This window comes from Porticoccus litoralis (assembly GCF_030676955.1).
GTDB classification, from domain to species: domain Bacteria; phylum Pseudomonadota; class Gammaproteobacteria; order Pseudomonadales; family Porticoccaceae; genus Porticoccus; species Porticoccus litoralis.
The window spans coordinates 53,580-68,144 of sequence record NZ_JAUUUU010000005.1 but is presented as its reverse complement, the minus strand read 5'-3'; the positions used below and the strand labels follow the sequence as shown (position 1 = coordinate 68,144).

General features: G+C 51.7%; 14 protein-coding genes. 6 read left to right on the top strand and 8 right to left on the bottom strand.

Annotation, left to right across the window (positions count from 1 at the left end; genetic code table 11):
- Window positions 1-16 precede the first annotated feature (16 nt).
- Window positions 17-598 (top strand): Fe-S biogenesis protein NfuA, encoded by a 582-nt coding sequence (nfuA, locus tag Q8A57_RS09360; protein WP_305170838.1) that lies wholly within the window; start codon window positions 17-19, stop codon window positions 596-598.
- Window positions 599-685: 87 nt separating this feature from the next.
- Window positions 686-1,279: a TetR/AcrR family transcriptional regulator gene (locus tag Q8A57_RS09355; protein ID WP_305170837.1), complete on the top strand. Its 594-nt coding sequence runs from the start codon at window positions 686-688 to the stop codon at window positions 1,277-1,279.
- A gap of 75 nt (window positions 1,280-1,354) precedes the next feature.
- On the opposite strand, the gene Q8A57_RS09350 is transcribed toward Q8A57_RS09355, so the two are convergent.
- The 3 genes from Q8A57_RS09350 to Q8A57_RS09340 form a co-directional block, all read right to left on the bottom strand.
- Window positions 1,355-2,419 carry a 3-deoxy-7-phosphoheptulonate synthase gene (locus Q8A57_RS09350; protein WP_305170836.1) on the bottom strand — a complete coding sequence of 355 codons (1,065 nt, stop codon included), beginning with the start codon at window positions 2,417-2,419 and terminating at the stop codon, window positions 1,355-1,357.
- A gap of 107 nt (window positions 2,420-2,526) precedes the next feature.
- Window positions 2,527-5,919: a UvrD-helicase domain-containing protein gene (locus Q8A57_RS09345; RefSeq protein WP_305170835.1), complete on the bottom strand. Its 3,393-nt coding sequence runs from the start codon at window positions 5,917-5,919 to the stop codon at window positions 2,527-2,529.
- The gene (locus Q8A57_RS09340; RefSeq protein ID WP_305170834.1) at window positions 5,916-8,588 is read right to left on the bottom strand and encodes a PD-(D/E)XK nuclease family protein; all 2,673 of its coding nucleotides are present in this window, start codon (window positions 8,586-8,588) and stop codon (window positions 5,916-5,918) included. Before Q8A57_RS09340 ends, Q8A57_RS09345 begins: the two co-directional genes overlap by 4 nt.
- Window positions 8,589-8,704: 116 nt before the next feature.
- Between Q8A57_RS09340 and Q8A57_RS09335 the strand changes: the two genes are divergently transcribed.
- The 3 genes from Q8A57_RS09335 to Q8A57_RS09325 all read left to right on the top strand — a co-directional run bounded on the left by Q8A57_RS09335 (window position 8,705) and on the right by Q8A57_RS09325 (window position 11,185).
- Window positions 8,705-10,042, top strand: a complete 1,338-nt coding sequence (locus Q8A57_RS09335) for a DNA recombination protein RmuC (protein ID WP_305170833.1) — start codon at window positions 8,705-8,707, stop codon at window positions 10,040-10,042.
- The gene (locus Q8A57_RS09330) at window positions 10,042-10,536 is read left to right on the top strand and encodes a DUF2489 domain-containing protein (protein ID WP_305170832.1); all 495 of its coding nucleotides are present in this window, start codon (window positions 10,042-10,044) and stop codon (window positions 10,534-10,536) included. The genes Q8A57_RS09335 and Q8A57_RS09330 overlap by 1 nt, the downstream gene beginning before the upstream one ends.
- A gap of 73 nt (window positions 10,537-10,609) precedes the next feature.
- Complete coding sequence (locus Q8A57_RS09325; protein ID WP_305170831.1) at window positions 10,610-11,185, top strand: PhnA domain-containing protein; 576 nt, start codon at window positions 10,610-10,612, stop codon at window positions 11,183-11,185.
- Between the two features lie 7 nt (window positions 11,186-11,192).
- Here the strand turns inward: Q8A57_RS09325 and Q8A57_RS09320 are convergent, their stop codons facing one another.
- From Q8A57_RS09320 to Q8A57_RS09305, 4 genes are all read right to left on the bottom strand, one after another.
- Window positions 11,193-11,519 (bottom strand): DUF1330 domain-containing protein, encoded by a 327-nt coding sequence (locus Q8A57_RS09320; RefSeq protein WP_305170830.1) that lies wholly within the window; start codon window positions 11,517-11,519, stop codon window positions 11,193-11,195.
- Between the two features lie 33 nt (window positions 11,520-11,552).
- Entirely contained in the window at window positions 11,553-12,023 is a 471-nt protein-coding gene (locus Q8A57_RS09315; protein WP_305170829.1) for a hypothetical protein, read from the bottom strand.
- Between the two features lie 85 nt (window positions 12,024-12,108).
- Window positions 12,109-12,576, bottom strand: coding sequence for a hypothetical protein (locus Q8A57_RS09310; RefSeq protein ID WP_305170828.1), 468 nt, complete (start codon window positions 12,574-12,576; stop codon window positions 12,109-12,111).
- A gap of 48 nt (window positions 12,577-12,624) precedes the next feature.
- Complete coding sequence (locus Q8A57_RS09305) at window positions 12,625-13,374, bottom strand: TIGR01458 family HAD-type hydrolase (RefSeq protein ID WP_305170827.1); 750 nt, start codon at window positions 13,372-13,374, stop codon at window positions 12,625-12,627.
- Between the two features lie 258 nt (window positions 13,375-13,632).
- Here Q8A57_RS09305 and Q8A57_RS09300 point away from each other — a divergent pair, with 258 nt between their 5' ends.
- Window positions 13,633-13,941, top strand: a complete 309-nt coding sequence (locus tag Q8A57_RS09300; RefSeq protein WP_305170826.1) for a hypothetical protein — start codon at window positions 13,633-13,635, stop codon at window positions 13,939-13,941.
- A 145-nt stretch (window positions 13,942-14,086) separates the two neighbouring features.
- Here the strand turns inward: Q8A57_RS09300 and Q8A57_RS09295 are convergent, their stop codons facing one another.
- Window positions 14,087-14,491 (bottom strand): hypothetical protein, encoded by a 405-nt coding sequence (locus Q8A57_RS09295; protein ID WP_305170825.1) that lies wholly within the window; start codon window positions 14,489-14,491, stop codon window positions 14,087-14,089.
- Window positions 14,492-14,565: the final 74 nt, after the last annotated feature.

Below are 14,565 nucleotides of genomic sequence, written 5' to 3'. Positions count from 1 at the left end.
CAATCAGGTTGTTTTCATGCTCAATATCACTATTACCGAATCCGCTCAGCAGTATCTTGGTGGCCTTCTTGCCAAGCAGGATTGCGAAGGTATTGGGATTCGTATGTTCGTTACTGACCCTGGCACGCCGAAGGCAGAAACCTGTATTGCCTACTGCCGTCCAGGGGAGGAAAAAGAGGACGATGAGGTGATGGAACTGACCAGTTTCAAAGCCTACTTTGAGCATCGCAGTCTGCCTTTTCTGGTGGATGCCAAGGTGGATTATGCCGATGACAAATTCGGTGGTCAGTTGACCATTCGTGCCCCGAACTCTCGTATGCCGCAAGTGAATGACGATAGCCCGGTTGAAGACAAGATCAACTACCTGCTCTACGATGAAATTAACCCGGGATTGGCTGCTCACGGTGGCATGATCACCCTGGAAGAGGTGGTGGACGATATTGCCATACTGCGTTTTGGCGGTGGCTGTCAGGGGTGTGGCATGGTAGATGTGACATTGAAAGAAGGTGTCGAGAAAACCATTTTGGAGAAAATTCCCGAGCTGAAAGGGGTTAGAGACGTAACCGACCATTCTGACCGCAGTCAGTCGTATATCTGAGATATTAGACAGCCGCCTGACGAGGGGTATACACTCAGCAACTGTCTGCAAATAATAAAAAAACCGTCTAAACCGCCGGGAGAACAGATGCCGCGTCAACCCGAGTTTGACAGAAACCAGGTACTGGACAGGGCCCTTGACCTGTTCTGGTCACATGGTTATGAATCCAGTTCCATCAGCAAACTGCTCGATGCTATGGAAATGAACCGTGGCAGTCTGTACGCCGCTTTTGGCGGTAAAAGCAACTTGTACATTGAAGTTCTTGACCACTACATGGATATGCTGCGCCGTGAACTCTTCAGTTGTTCTCTGGCAAAGCAGGATGATCCCAAGGGCGCTATTACAGGTTTTTATCAGAAAGCTTTCATAGAATATGAAGATAAGGATCAGCTGGCCAACGGCTGTCTGTTTTTCAATACTATCAATGAACTCAACAAGACGGAGCCCAAGTTAGCGATCAAGGCAGTTGAAGCGATTGAATGGATTAAACAGCTGTTCGTTGCCCGATTGACTGAGGCGCAGCAGGCCGGGCTCATCAAACGTGAGAAGAGTGCGGAATCCCTGGCGGACTATCTGATTGGTTTGACCGCAGGTCTTCGCTCTTTGTGTAAATCCAGCGCGTCTCCGGAAGTGTTGCAGCAAGTGATCGATACCGGACTTACTCCGGTGTTTGGTGATTGATCGAAGAACTAACATTGAAAGTAATCAGACATATAAAAAAAGGGCCGTAAGGCCCTTTTTTTATACTTTCAACACTCAGCGGTTGGGGAGTACATCCCTCAATTTCTCGTTCATTTCCTTCAGTGACTGCTCGGTAGCTTCCCAGCCAATGCAGGCATCGGTGATCGATACACCATATTCCAGCTCTTTGAGGTCGGCCGGAATCTTCTGATTGCCTGGCTTCAGGTTGCTTTCGATCATCAGGCCAATAATAGACTTGTTGCCTTCGATAATCTGATTAGTGACATTTTCCATCACCAGCGGTTGCAGCTCGTGGTTTTTGTTGGAGTTGGCGTGGCTGCAGTCCACCATGATGTTGACGGGGATACCGGTTTTTTCAAGTTCTTGTTCAGCCAGGCTGACACTGACCGAATCGTAATTGGGTTTGCCGTCACCGCCACGAAGCACCACGTGAGCGTACGGGTTGCCTGCCGTGGTAATAATTGCCACTGAACCTTCAGAGTTGATTCCCAAAAACCGGTGCGGGCTAGCCACAGATTTCAGCGCGTTCATGGCGACGGTGAGGCTGCCATCGGTACCGTTTTTGAAGCCGACTGCAGAAGACAAGCCGGATGCCATTTCACGGTGTGTCTGGGATTCCGTGGTGCGGGCGCCAATGGCTGACCAGGAGATCAGATCCTGCATGTACTGAGGAGAGATGGGGTCCAGTGCTTCTGTGGCAGTGGGCAGACCGATTTCAGCAATATCCAGCAACAGCTGACGTCCCACGTGAAGGCCTTCAGAGATTTTGAAGGAGTCGTTCAGGTAGGGGTCGTTAATCAAACCTTTCCAACCGGTGGTGGTACGGGGTTTCTCGAAATAGACACGCATGACTACATACAGTGTCTCACTGACTTCGTCTGCCAGTTTCTTCAGACGGTTAGCATAATCTTTGGCAGCGTCCACATCGTGGATGGAGCAGGGACCAACTACCACCAGAAGGCGAGGGTCCTTGCGATCCAGAATGTTCTGAATGGTGAGGCGTCCTTCGGTAATGGTTTTGCGCGCCGCGTCCGAAATAGGCAGTTCCTTTTTCAGGTCGCGGGGTGTGATCAACACGTCCTGGGACAGGATGTTGATATTTTCAACAGCTTTAGTCATTGGGTTACCAGATAAATCGTTTTGTTCCAGTTCGGCCGGGCATTCTACATGAATTTGCCTGAATCGTGGCAGTGGACAGCGATTTTGCCTTTATTGACAGAATCATGCTATCCCGGACAGATGTGTAGTTTTTGTATCAGGGGGAAATACAGGGCGCATTGAATGGGAAAATCATCGCTCCCCTCTAATAACAGGGCATAGCAGCTTAGCTGTTCCCTGTATTGTTCTTGCTGATTTTGTAGAAATTCTGCTTCGGTTTGTCCTTTATGCGGTTGCGCTGTTTTGTAGTCGATAATCCAGCGAGACCCCTCACAAATAAAGGTTCTGTCAATAACGGCAGTGCGAAAATTTCCCTTATGGTCCTGATAACCGAGGGCATACTCGCAAGCGCTTTGTGGATGGCTGTGATCGAATATCCAGTGCGACTTCTTATCTTCGATGCAATTAATGACGGCCTGCTGGAGAATAGACAGCGCTCCTCGGGTATCGCACAGTCCCAATTGTCGCAGCTGGATATCCCAGAACGGCTGCCGTTCTGCCACAGTTTGTGCAGACCAGCGTTCGATACCATCTAGTGTGATTTGTTGAAGTATTCGATGGAGCACCGTTCCCGTGTGTCGAGCGGCGTGATCCTGTTCCACCTGCCAAGCTGAACTCGGCAGTGACTCTGATGGGTTATCACCGTGTAGATCATCTCCTTGAGGACGACTGGGAATCGGTGGAGTCCAGCTGGGAGGAAGGCGTTTAAGTGTGGTCAGTTTTAATGCCAGCGGCTTTCTGGCGCCGTTGTCTCCTTGGTACTGATACCACCGCATAGACTCGGACCGAGATGTAAAGTCGTCCGCTATCGCTGGCCAGAGGCTACCTAACAGGCTGTTTTTAACCGGCTCGTCGTTTGTTTTCATGGTGCATAACAGGTGCAGGCGCTTGATGGCACGTGTCATACCCACATAAAGCACACGAGCGATCTCTTGTCGGGTTTTGAGCTTGCGTTCCCGGTCGAGGTGAAGATAGAGGCTATCTTTATCCTGCCCAATTTCCGCCGTTGGGGCGATCAGCAACTGACTGCCACCCTGTTTGCTGACCCTTTCCTGCCACAACAGCAGCTGAGGGTCCTCATTGCGGGGCTTGCGATTGAGTCCGGGAATAATCACGGTGTCGAACTCAAGGCCTTTGGCCTTGTGAATGGTCATGACATGCAGGTGCGGATCCGCATTCTCGTCTGGTGTGGCATATAACGCCTGAACATCCCGTTCAAAGGTCTGCCAGTCCGGCACGGTGCCGGCATGGTCGTGGGTTTCCAGAAGGTCCAGATATTGTTGGTATTGCTCCAGTTCTGTGACCGAACCGAGTGCGACGGGACCACCCAAGGCCTCCCAGGTCCCTTGAATCCAGCAGCGTAGGGGTTTGCGTTGCCGTTGCTGCCAGGCTTCTACAAGCACAGGAGCCACCCGTTGCATGATGGTTCTGCCAGCCGTCGATAATTGCTCCAAAACTGCGCTCGATTGAAGTTGGGATAACAGTAAGGGAAAGCCTTTCTGTTCTGATCGCCCTTTGATGGTGGTGGCGAGATAGAGCAGATCATGGTGATCGAGGCCACACCAGGGCGCGCGCAGTATGGAAAGCCATGCGATGCGATCTGCCGGTGATAGCAGCGCTCGTGTCAGCGACATCAGGTCAATAACCGGCATACAGCTGGCCAGGGGATCAATGTCCGAAGCCTGCCAGCTATGGCCAGCTTGGCGCAATGCACTGAGAATTTCCGGGAGGTGAGTGCGGTTGCGTACCAGTATGGCGATGGAACCATCGGGGTTTTCACCCTTGGCTTCGGCCACCAGTTCGACCACGCGCTGTGCTTCCGCCTCTCGGTCCGGGTAGTCCAGAAAGGCTTCCAGGGTCACGGCAGACCCTGACATCGCCTCGTGAAACGCAGTGGCTGGACTGTAGGGGACAGCACCGCGAGCGATATTTTCTTCCGTGGGAAATACCGCGGGAAAGTGCTCGTTGATCCATTGGATAATGCCCGCCTGTGAGCGAAAGTTGACAGTGAGATCCAATGGTTCGAGTTGGATTTGCCCGATGGGCTGGGTGCGGGCCTCCAGAAACAGCCCTACATTGGCATTGCGAAAACCATACAGGGATTGCATGGCATCACCGACGATGAACAAGCTGTGCCCATCATTGGACTGCCAGCCTGCGGTCAACTGTTTAAGTATCTCAAACTGGGCGGTGGAGGTGTCCTGAAATTCGTCGGTCAGGATATGCTTAATCTGGTAATCAAGCCTGAGAGCCAGCTGCGAGGGATCGTCTTCACTGCCTAACGCTCTTAATGCCGCCAGTGTGATTTCAGTGAAATCACAGGCTTTGATTTGTTGAAAGTGCAGGCTTAATGCCGCAGCCAGGGTCGGAAGCAGCTGGCACAGGGCATCGAGAGCCTGCCACTGGTTATCAGGGTAGGTGTGATAGGGCAGGAAACGCACGTCCTCAAGGGTGTCCTGCAGGCCGGGGATCTCCCTTAATTCCGATAGCAAAGCCTTCATGCGATCCTTACGGGCTTTTGCCAGTGATTTATCGCCGTCAACATCTGTCGGAAAGCCTACGTTCTTATTCAGGCTAAGACGCCACTGATTACTGGTGGTCAGCAGTAATTCACAGAGACCAAGCCACTGCTCAAGACGATCCCCATTGCCTTCGGGAAGGGCTGTCATACCCAGGCATGAGGCAATTTTTGACTGCTGCTTTTCCTTTGGTAGTTGTGAGGCCGCGAAATCCGCCAACGAGGCCAATTCACTGCCAAAAGGGACGAGCTTACTGTGCGCGCTGGACAAAACTTCGTAGATGGCGACTTGCAGATTCTGTTCCAGATAGGCCTTCGCATCCCTGGCACTCAGCAACGGGCTGATCCATTGTTCACGTTTTTGCAACAGCTCTACCAAGAGCTGCTCCAGTTTATTGAGATCGTTGTCCAGATGACGCAGCAGCGTGCCTACGGCGGTTCCCAGCAGGGACTGTTGTTCCAGCGCCGGTAACAGCAGCTCAGCGATAACCTGCCGATAGTGGGGAAGGGGGTTGTCCAACGGTTCCACCTGGTCGCCAAAGCCACTGTCGGCAGGAAGCTGTCTCGCGAGATTGAGGCAGAAACCGTCGATGGTGAGAATTCTCAGCCTGTTCGGAGTCTGTAACAGCTGCCAACCCAGTGCCTTATCCCTATCCAGAGCCGTGCGGGCCAGTTCGAGCGTGACACGCTGATGTTCACTGGTGTCCGGTACCTGCTGGTCCGCCTGCTGGAGGGCTCGAATGATTCTCTGACGCATTTCCCCTGCAGCTTTGCGGGTAAATGTCATACATAAAATTTCTTCCGGGGCATCAACGGTTGATAACAGGCGAAGCACGCGCTGGGTGAGCAGTTCTGTTTTACCCGAACCGGCCGGAGCAGCTACCGCAAAGGAGCGGTTAGGGTCTAACGCAATTCGGCGCTGTTCGGCGTCAGATATCGTCATTCGTCGTTTTCCCCATCACTAGACGTCGTCATTTCTGCAGCGCGATTTAGTGGTTCGAGAGCAGCCGAAAACTGTCGGCTTTGAGGATGGTGAAACTCCACGGCGGCGTAACCCTGTTTGAACTCTTCACCCAGTTGATTGAGCGACTGTTGCCACTGTTCAAGTAGTTGCTCCCAGCTGTCAGGCTCGCTATTTTTTCCCCTGGGGGGAATGACACCAGGTAACAGACCTTCACTGTTGGTATAACCCAGGAACTTCTGCTCACTGCTGTTGATTTGGGCAAAGCACACTGCGGCGACAGGTGTTTCACTGCATAACAGGTAAAGGGGAAGTTGAGGTTCTTCCGGGCGCTCACCAAGCCAGCGCCGAGTGGAAGCTGAGCCGGTTTTATAATCGATAATAATTCGTTCTCCAGAATCCAGCGTATCGATACGATCGATGGTCATTCTCAGGGGTAAGCCGGCGAATTCTGTATCCATACGTTTTTCCATGCCAGCCACTGCAAATGGCTGACGGGTTTTTTCCACATCTAGCCATGACAGTAATAACTTACGCAGTCGTTGCTGTTCCAACGTTGTAAATACCGGGCCAAACAAGTCCCGTTGGTTCTTTTGGAATTCCCGAACGGCAGACTGGGTTACCTCGTCCACAAGCTGATGAAGCGCTTGCTCATCCATAGCCACTAGCCGGGCCTGATTCTCCAGTCTGGCCCAGAGCAGCTCGAGACACCCATGAACCAGGTTGCCCCGTTCCATGGCGGACAGGCCTGGAGAAGGATCCGGTGGTTGTCTGGCACCAAGGCGGTGGATGGCAAATGCATTGAAGGGGCAGCTGGCCTGCTGCTTGAAAATACCGGTACCACCACGGATAAGCTCCTGTGCCGTGTCCAATGGTGGAGCATATTCGCAGGACAGGGTTTCAAGGGCCACAGATACGGATTTTGTGTCCAGCTCACCCGCGGTATTCCCCGGTAAATCGGCGAATGTGATTGGCGGGATATCCGAAATCAATTCGCTGGGTTGTAACGGCTGCTCCCCGTCGAATTGACTGTAACTCAGCACCACCTCGGGTGCTGCCAGCAACAGGTTGGAGAGTTGTTGCTTTGCTAACAAGAGTTCCCGCCCCGGATTGCTTCGAGGCATATTCAGCTGTCGTTGCAAGGTAAAAGGGAGCAGGGGATTTGGTGAAATTGATTGTGGCCATTGTCGGTCGTCCAGCCCCATCACCCACAGGTGATCAAAATGCAGCCCTGCGGATTCCAGTAACCCCAATACTTGAATAGGGGAGTCAGGTGTCTCTGGTTGAAAAACTGCGCTAGTGGCCATGTTCTGCAGTTGTCTCAGGGCTTCCGGGAGCTCAACCATCATTCCCAGTTGGTCGAATTGAGGGTATTGCTGTAGCAGGTTTTGCCAGTGCTGTAGCTGTTGATATTCGATACTGTCCAGGCTTCTTTCGCCGGGCCAGCCAAGGGCGTTAAGCTGCTGCTGGAATAATTCCAGCCACTGACCGTAACCGGCTTTGTCAGGCATTTCACGACGCAGGGATTCCATGGCTTCCAGGCGACTGGCCAGACCGCAATCCTCAGCCAGATCGTTGCGGCTGAGTTGGAAGCGCAATTCGCTGCAGCGCAGGCGCATCTGGGCTTTTTCTCGCAGCTGAGTCTCGGTTTCAGCGCGCACTTTAGGCGCACTTTCTCCCCAGAAGGGGCTGTTCAGTATTTGACAGAGGGTTTCCAAGGGAAGTTGTCGGCGATTGAGTTCCAGCAAAAGCAGGGCATTGCTCACTAGCGGACAGCTGTTCAGAGATATACCGGCGGAAATATTAAAGGGGGGGGGCTGCCGCGATTGTTGTGGCAGGTTGTAACCGGGATTTAGTTGAGAATACAACAATCGCTCAGTTTGCCCTCGCAGCCTTGAGAGATCTGGAATAATGATGCCTATGCGTGCTTCCGGGTCGGATTGTTGCCGGGCAGCCGCCCAGGTTACGGCAGCTGAAAGCTCCTGTGATTCTGAGAAACAAGCCAGTTTTACCGATTGGGCAGGTCGCCTTTTTGCCTCGTCACGGGTGATCTGTGTTGCGGTATTGGTTAGAACATCTTCATAAAGCGGCGATAGATAATCAAACCCACAAAGGTGAATAGAGGGTGGTGATGGTAACAGCCCTTCCTTGTATGTCTGCCTAACCACATTGGCTTTATCCGCGACGGTAATCAGGCGGTGAGTCGTGAGTGCTCTGCGGAAGTGTTCCACCCATCGCCAGAACATGGGTGTTTCCTGCTGCAGAATCACATCAGATATCTGCCAGCGTTGCACGATGTCATAGGCGCTGCGGGCTTGTCGGGTCAGGGTGCCCGGCAGTAGCATGTCCGGTTTTTCACTGTCCTGGTCAATGGCCTGTTCCCAGAGAATCAATTCCATCTGGGGATTGACGGGCGTACCCGCACCGGCGGCCATCACCCCGAGGTCCACGCAACGTAGCCATTGTTCATCCAGCCAGGATTCAATTGCCTCAACCCGGGGTGCGGGCCAGCTATGGTGGCCCAACTGCTGTTGGTGAAAACCCCATGCCTGGCAGATTTTATTGGCCAGGCGGTTGTTGGGTGTGAGGATAAGGGCACCCTTCTCGATTTGATCCTTGAGAGTGTCGATATCAAAAAGCGGGCGCATCATTGAAGTTATCTTTGTTATCCTTGACTGAAAGAAATGATCGCATAACACCTGTTGCCGACAAAGGTCGATGATCCGGTGGATGCGCCAGTCCACAGTCACAGGATACACGTCCAATCATGCAAGTCAGTGTTGATAATCTGGTTTTTTTACTCGCTGGCCTGGTGATTGGTGGGTTGCTGGCATATCTGTTTATTCGCTCGTTACTCAGCAGGGCGGAAGGATTGGCATCCGGGATGCAGAGTGAACTGGATAACCTGAGAAATGACAAGGTGCAGCGTGAGGCAGAATTGTCCAGGCTGAGTCATGAAAAAGTCAGTCTGGAAACCCGACTGGAGGCTGACCGGGTTCGTCACGAGGAGCAGCTTCAGCTATTGCGCCAGGCAAGGGAATCTCTGACCCAGGAGTTTGAAAATCTGGCTAATCGTATTTTCGATGCCAAACAGGAGAAATTTTCCGAGCAGAGCAAGCAGGCGCTTAATACCAGCATTGACCCCCTGCGCAAGGAAATTCACGACTTCCGAAAAAAAGTTGAGGATGCCTATGACAAGGAAAATGCAGAAAGAAACAAGCTGGTGGGTCAGATTGTAGAGCTGCAAAAACAGGCGCAGCGGGTTGGGGAGGACGCCGTCATGCTCGCCAACGCCCTGAAGGGTGACAGCAAGTTCCAGGGCAACTGGGGTGAGGTGGTACTGGAGCGGATACTGGAGCAGTCCGGGCTCACTAGAGGGCGTGAATACGACACCCAGGTGGCGTTGAAGGATGATGAGGGCAATCGGCGCAACCCGGATGTTATTGTGCACCTGCCAGATCAACGGGATATCGTTATTGATGCCAAGGTGTCTCTGACTGACTATGAGCGCTATTGTCGCGCCGAAGAACCGGACGAAAAACAACGTTTTCTCAAACAGCACATCAACTCGATCCGAGCACATATTACGGGCTTAAGTCGCAAGTCCTATGAACAGCTAGAGGGTGTTAACAGCCTCGACTTCGTACTGATTTTTGTGCCGGTAGAAGCCGCTTTTATGCTGGCACTGGAACAGGATCACAGTCTGTTTCGGGATGCCTATGATAAAGGCATTATTCTGGTCAGTCCCAGCACGCTGCTGGCAACGCTGCGCACTATTCACAATATCTGGCGCTATGAAGATCAGAACCGCAATGCTCAGAAAATTGCTGCTGAGGCCGGTAAGCTCTATGACCAACTGGTGTTGGTGGTGGAGTCCTTGGATGATGTGGGGAAACACCTGAACAAGAGCCAGGAGGCCTGGCAGATGACCCGAAAACGCTTGGTGGATGGTCGCGGGAACCTAGTGAAGAAGTTTGAAGATATCCGCAAGCTGGGCGCCCGCACCAGTCGTCAACTGCCTGACAAGCTGGTGGAAGAGGCGGATGACCAGGAAGAGCTGCCCCAGATAAACCACCAGACAAACAAACAGGAACAAGTAGACTGATGACAATATTACTTATCCTCGGCGCACTCATTATTGTCGCCCTTGCCGGTTACGCTATCTACCTGCAGAAACAATTACACCAGCGTAATCGGGCCAGAGAGGAACAGGCACACCAGCGCGCCGCTGATCTTGAAGAGCGGCGCGAACATTATAAAAAGAGTATCCAGATACTTGCTGCCGCGCTGGAAGCGGATCAGATGACCCTGACGGAGGGCGCCATACGTATCAGTATGCTGGCATCACAACTGGATCTTGAGGAGACAGAAAGAGATCGCTACCAAGTGTTTTTTCAACTGACTCAGGCGACCTCGCATATTCCGATTCTTGAGGACTGGAAGGCGTTAAGTACCAGGGACAAGCTGCGTTTTGATCGTGAGCGCGAGGAGATTGAGGAAAAATACCGTGAGTTTGTGGTGGAGGCGGCGCGGCAATTACTCAATAAGAAGGAATCTGCTTCATCGGGTGTGATGTTTTACTCTGCTGACAATCACTAACGTGCTATAGGCCCTTGTGCCCTGAGCCCCACGACACTAATATGCCGGGCCTCACGGGATAGGGGGGAGATCGATGAATATTGAACTAGTCTTGCAGGAAAGAAGTGGCAATCAATGCGAATTGTGCAAGAACGACACTGCATTGAGTGTGTACCCGATTCCCCCTGAACTTGAAGCCAGCGATGAAAAAGCTGTCTTATTGTGTGCCACCTGTCGAGAACAGATAGAACAACCGGAACTGCTAGACCCCAATCATTGGCGTTGTCTCAATGACAGTATGTGGAGTCAGGTACCTGCGGTGCAGGTGATGGCCTGGCGAATGCTTTCACGCCTGAGGGAAGAGGTCTGGGCCCGTGATCTGCTCGATATGCTGTATCTTGAGGACGAGGTGATGGCGTGGGCCAAACAGGGCCACGCTCAGGAACAGGAACCTGAAGAAGTTACTCGGGACTGCAACGGAGCCGAGCTGCAGGCCGGAGACAACGTCACCCTGATCAAGGACCTGGATGTCAAAGGCGCCGGATTTACCGCCAAGCGCGGGACGACGGTTCGAAATATCTCCCTCACCGCCAATCCCGAACAGATAGAAGGGCGCGTTAATGGCGTGCGTATCGTGTTGCTGACCTGTTATCTGAAAAAGGCGAATTAATCCAGTTTTAGCCTTTCTTCAGATAGGGAATACTGCCTGCGGCATCACTGTCGTCGATGACATGCAGGTTACTGATACTGCCCTTGATCCTCGACTGGCGAAATTCAGCGTATTCAGGGTCATTCAGGAAACCCTCAAGTGCTTCCATGGTCGGGAATTCAACCAGAGCAATCATGTTTGCTTTGCATTCCTCGCCTTCCACCGTCTTGATATTGCTGCTTCGTGACAGGTATTTACCCCCGTGCTTATGGGCAATATCGTGAACATTCGTGGCGTAATTCGGTATCCAGGATTCGTCGGTAATGGTCACTTCACCAATCAGATAGACAGCCATAGGGTACTCCTCAATAGTTTTTTATTGTTGTTGCTAAATCGACAGATCATCCAGTTCGGGTGCTACTGGCGCCTCCCCGAGATCGATCACTCCGAGCATGTCCAGCCAAATAGCCAGCATGTAGGCACCTAACATCCAGACGACCAACAGAGCAATGCTGATGAAAAAAACTCGCCAGTTCGACTGGAAAAGGTAGTGAACAGAGTGCTCAATCGCGTCCTTTCGCATCTGCCAGGTGGCGGCAATGGAGAGGGCGACAAGGGAATACACAAACGGGATCACAACACCGGGAAAATAGTCCGGCAGCATGGGCATGAAAAGTAGCAGGCCGACGTTAAATAAAATGCCCCCTGCCAGGGAATACTGCATGCCGCTCTGGTTATCCAACGTCTTAAAGTTCTGCCACAGAAAATAGATCATGGCCACCGGGCCGCCAAAAAAGGAGCCAAAACCAACCTGCAGGGGGGTATAGAGGCGAGGTTGCTTGATTACAATGTCATTCACGGGAGCTCCTGGGTAATGCAGATGTGGTCATCGACTTATCAATGCTTAGTTTAAACCGGTCGGCGTTTCTCTGGCAGATGCTGATTCAGTTTTTCGGCACGAAGAGGCGGTAGACGAATATCAAAAGTGCGCCACACAAGCCGGCGGTAAAAGTGATGGCCGCTGCTGAAAACCAGAAGATAAAAGGGCCGCTTCTGCCTTTAAGCACCAGGTCGCCAACCGCCAATGCGGAAAATACTGCCAGTGGGGCACTGTACGCCAGGGCCGAAAGAATGCCCCTGCGAAAACTATCCAGGGCAAAGAAACCCGCGATGATCGTGTTAAGCAACAGGCCGATACAACCTGCAGCAATGATGAGATTGCCCATGCCATTGGCGAAGGTATAAAAAAAGATGCCGAATGTGGCTAGCCCGGCAAGACTGATATTCAGGTACTGTGTTGGTTGCATACTGTAGAGTTCGAGCTGTGATTGACGGTTTGGCTGAATCGAGTTGGCCTCAGCAAAGCCAATATTTTCGGGATGGAATAAAACACGGAAATGACGACAGTGCAAATTTCTGCCTTGCTGAGGGGGGGGGGCACCATCAGCTGGAGGTTGATATCAGCTGAACAATCTGTAAAGGGAATCCACTATTTTTGCGCCTGGGGGTAAATGCCTTTCATCCTCCGGACGAAATTTTCCTGTGCGCACCAGACATCCCATTAACCCCGCATTAACGGCACCCTCCACATCGCCGATCACATCGTCGCCAACCATCAGGCATTGCCCGGCCTGAAACGGTGTCGATGCAACTACCTGCTGGAAAAAATCCTTGCCGGGTTTTCCCATGATCAGGGCTTCTGTGCCTGCAGCCCACTCAATGGCACGAATGAACGGGCCAGCATCCAACATCAGCCCCTCTTCACCTTTAAAGTAACGATTCATGCCGATGCCAATCAGTTGAGCACCGTTGATACAGAGTTGAAAAGCATGGTTCAGTGTTTGGTAGTTGAGATCGTCCCTTGCATCCCCTAGCAGAACGCAATTGGGATTGATTTCGTCAATCCCTGCCATATCACAGCGAATGTTTTCGTGAATCAGGCAATAGGGGCGTAGATTATGGTCCAGGATATAGTGCTTTGCCGCAATGGGGGCGGTAAACAGCTCATCTTCTGAAAGGGTAAAGCCCATGGCACCAAGTTTGTCCAGCAAGTGCTGGCGGGATTGGGTGGCGGTATTAGTCAAAAATCTCAGTATGAGAGCTTCTTCGCGGGCTTTCTTAACAGCCCTCACGGCTCCAGGCAGCGCATCGTTACCCACAAAAAGTACGCCATCAAGATCCAGAAACAAGGCGTTAAAAGGTTTATTCATTGTGTTTAGGTCCGCTGTGTTTTCCTACCCCAAATAAGATAGTTCTAATTTTTACATCGACAGAAGAAAGTGACCAATGATGTGTAAATATGGGCTATATGCTGATAAGAGGTAAAGTTCTGGTCTTTTCAGGCATTTTCCCCTGTAACTTGCGACAATTGGGGGAATTAGCTCTGGATTCTTGTAAAAGGGCGTTTTAGACTCTGGCTCCGGGGCATGGCCCGGTATAAGACTTTTTTTGATTTTGAGGGTTAGAAGATGAAATTAATTAAATTATTTGGTATTTCCGTAATCGCTATTGGCCTGACAGCTTGTGGTGGTGCGGACAATGGCGCCAAAGAAGAAAAAGCTGCTGAAGCAGCATCTGCCGTTGAGGCACCCGCCGCTGAGAAAGTAATGGAAGAGGCCACTACTGCTGCTGAAGAAGTGAAAGAAGCTGTTGTAGAGGCGGTGGAAGAAGTGAAAGAAGCTGCTCCCAAGCCAGAACCGAAAAAGCTGGAAATTCCGGAAGGTATGGTAGAAGGCAGTGTTGAGCACTCTATCTGGTTGAACAACCAGGGCCTGTAAGCCTTATTCGGTGAACACAGCTCTCTGGCATCTTGCTCTACCGGAGCGATGACTATCTGATCAGAGAGTTGTGTTTTCTTCTTCCGGCCTTCCTGCTCCTGGAAGGTGTCAACCTGCCACCTGGGTAGCAGGTTTTCTTACACCATCACTGCTCTTCGTTAATTGCCGGTTTTTCAGGTTCCTCTTCGGGAATGCATGGGCGTCCACTCTGCTTGCGGACAGGGCAGGCATTCTTTACGTGCTGCCGTTTTTCTATCAGGTTGGCAATCGCTTCCTGTGGGTTGCTTGATTCGTTTTGTTTGCAGTAATTATCCATCCACTGGGCTACGGCATCCGCGTCTTTGGTGCCCAGCACGCCATCTGGGTCTTTCCCTGCATACTCGTACTCGTTATAGGCGCTGATGTATCCCTGTAACCAGGAAAGGGCATTCTGGTAATCGTTCTGCTGCCTTGCTTGCACCCATTCCGGGCAGTTCATGGAAACATTGAGTGATTCAGCACTGAGGTAGCCTGGAATAACTAATGTGGCGAGAAGCAAAATCTTTCTCATTAAAAAATCCTTATGTCGCTGCATGTATTGAGATGGGTTGTGTTGAGTTGATTGCACCAATTTTTACGGGTACG

What these genes read in the sequence shown, in the direction of transcription:
- nfuA (WP_305170838.1), top strand. Translation starts at nt 17, where the DNA reads ATGCTCAATATCACTATTACCGAATCCGCTCAGCAGTATCTTGGTGGC.
- Q8A57_RS09355 (WP_305170837.1), top strand. Translation starts at nt 686, where the DNA reads ATGCCGCGTCAACCCGAGTTTGACAGAAACCAGGTACTGGACAGGGCC.
- Q8A57_RS09350 (WP_305170836.1), bottom strand. Translation starts at nt 2,419, where the DNA reads ATGACTAAAGCTGTTGAAAATATCAACATCCTGTCCCAGGACGTGTTG.
- Q8A57_RS09345 (WP_305170835.1), bottom strand. Translation starts at nt 5,919, where the DNA reads ATGACGATATCTGACGCCGAACAGCGCCGAATTGCGTTAGACCCTAAC.
- Q8A57_RS09340 (WP_305170834.1), bottom strand. Translation starts at nt 8,588, where the DNA reads ATGATGCGCCCGCTTTTTGATATCGACACTCTCAAGGATCAAATCGAG.
- Q8A57_RS09335 (WP_305170833.1), top strand. Translation starts at nt 8,705, where the DNA reads ATGCAAGTCAGTGTTGATAATCTGGTTTTTTTACTCGCTGGCCTGGTG.
- Q8A57_RS09330 (WP_305170832.1), top strand. Translation starts at nt 10,042, where the DNA reads ATGACAATATTACTTATCCTCGGCGCACTCATTATTGTCGCCCTTGCC.
- Q8A57_RS09325 (WP_305170831.1), top strand. Translation starts at nt 10,610, where the DNA reads ATGAATATTGAACTAGTCTTGCAGGAAAGAAGTGGCAATCAATGCGAA.
- Q8A57_RS09320 (WP_305170830.1), bottom strand. Translation starts at nt 11,519, where the DNA reads ATGGCTGTCTATCTGATTGGTGAAGTGACCATTACCGACGAATCCTGG.
- Q8A57_RS09305 (WP_305170827.1), bottom strand. Translation starts at nt 13,374, where the DNA reads ATGAATAAACCTTTTAACGCCTTGTTTCTGGATCTTGATGGCGTACTT.
- Q8A57_RS09300 (WP_305170826.1), top strand. Translation starts at nt 13,633, where the DNA reads ATGAAATTAATTAAATTATTTGGTATTTCCGTAATCGCTATTGGCCTG.
- Q8A57_RS09295 (WP_305170825.1), bottom strand. Translation starts at nt 14,491, where the DNA reads ATGAGAAAGATTTTGCTTCTCGCCACATTAGTTATTCCAGGCTACCTC.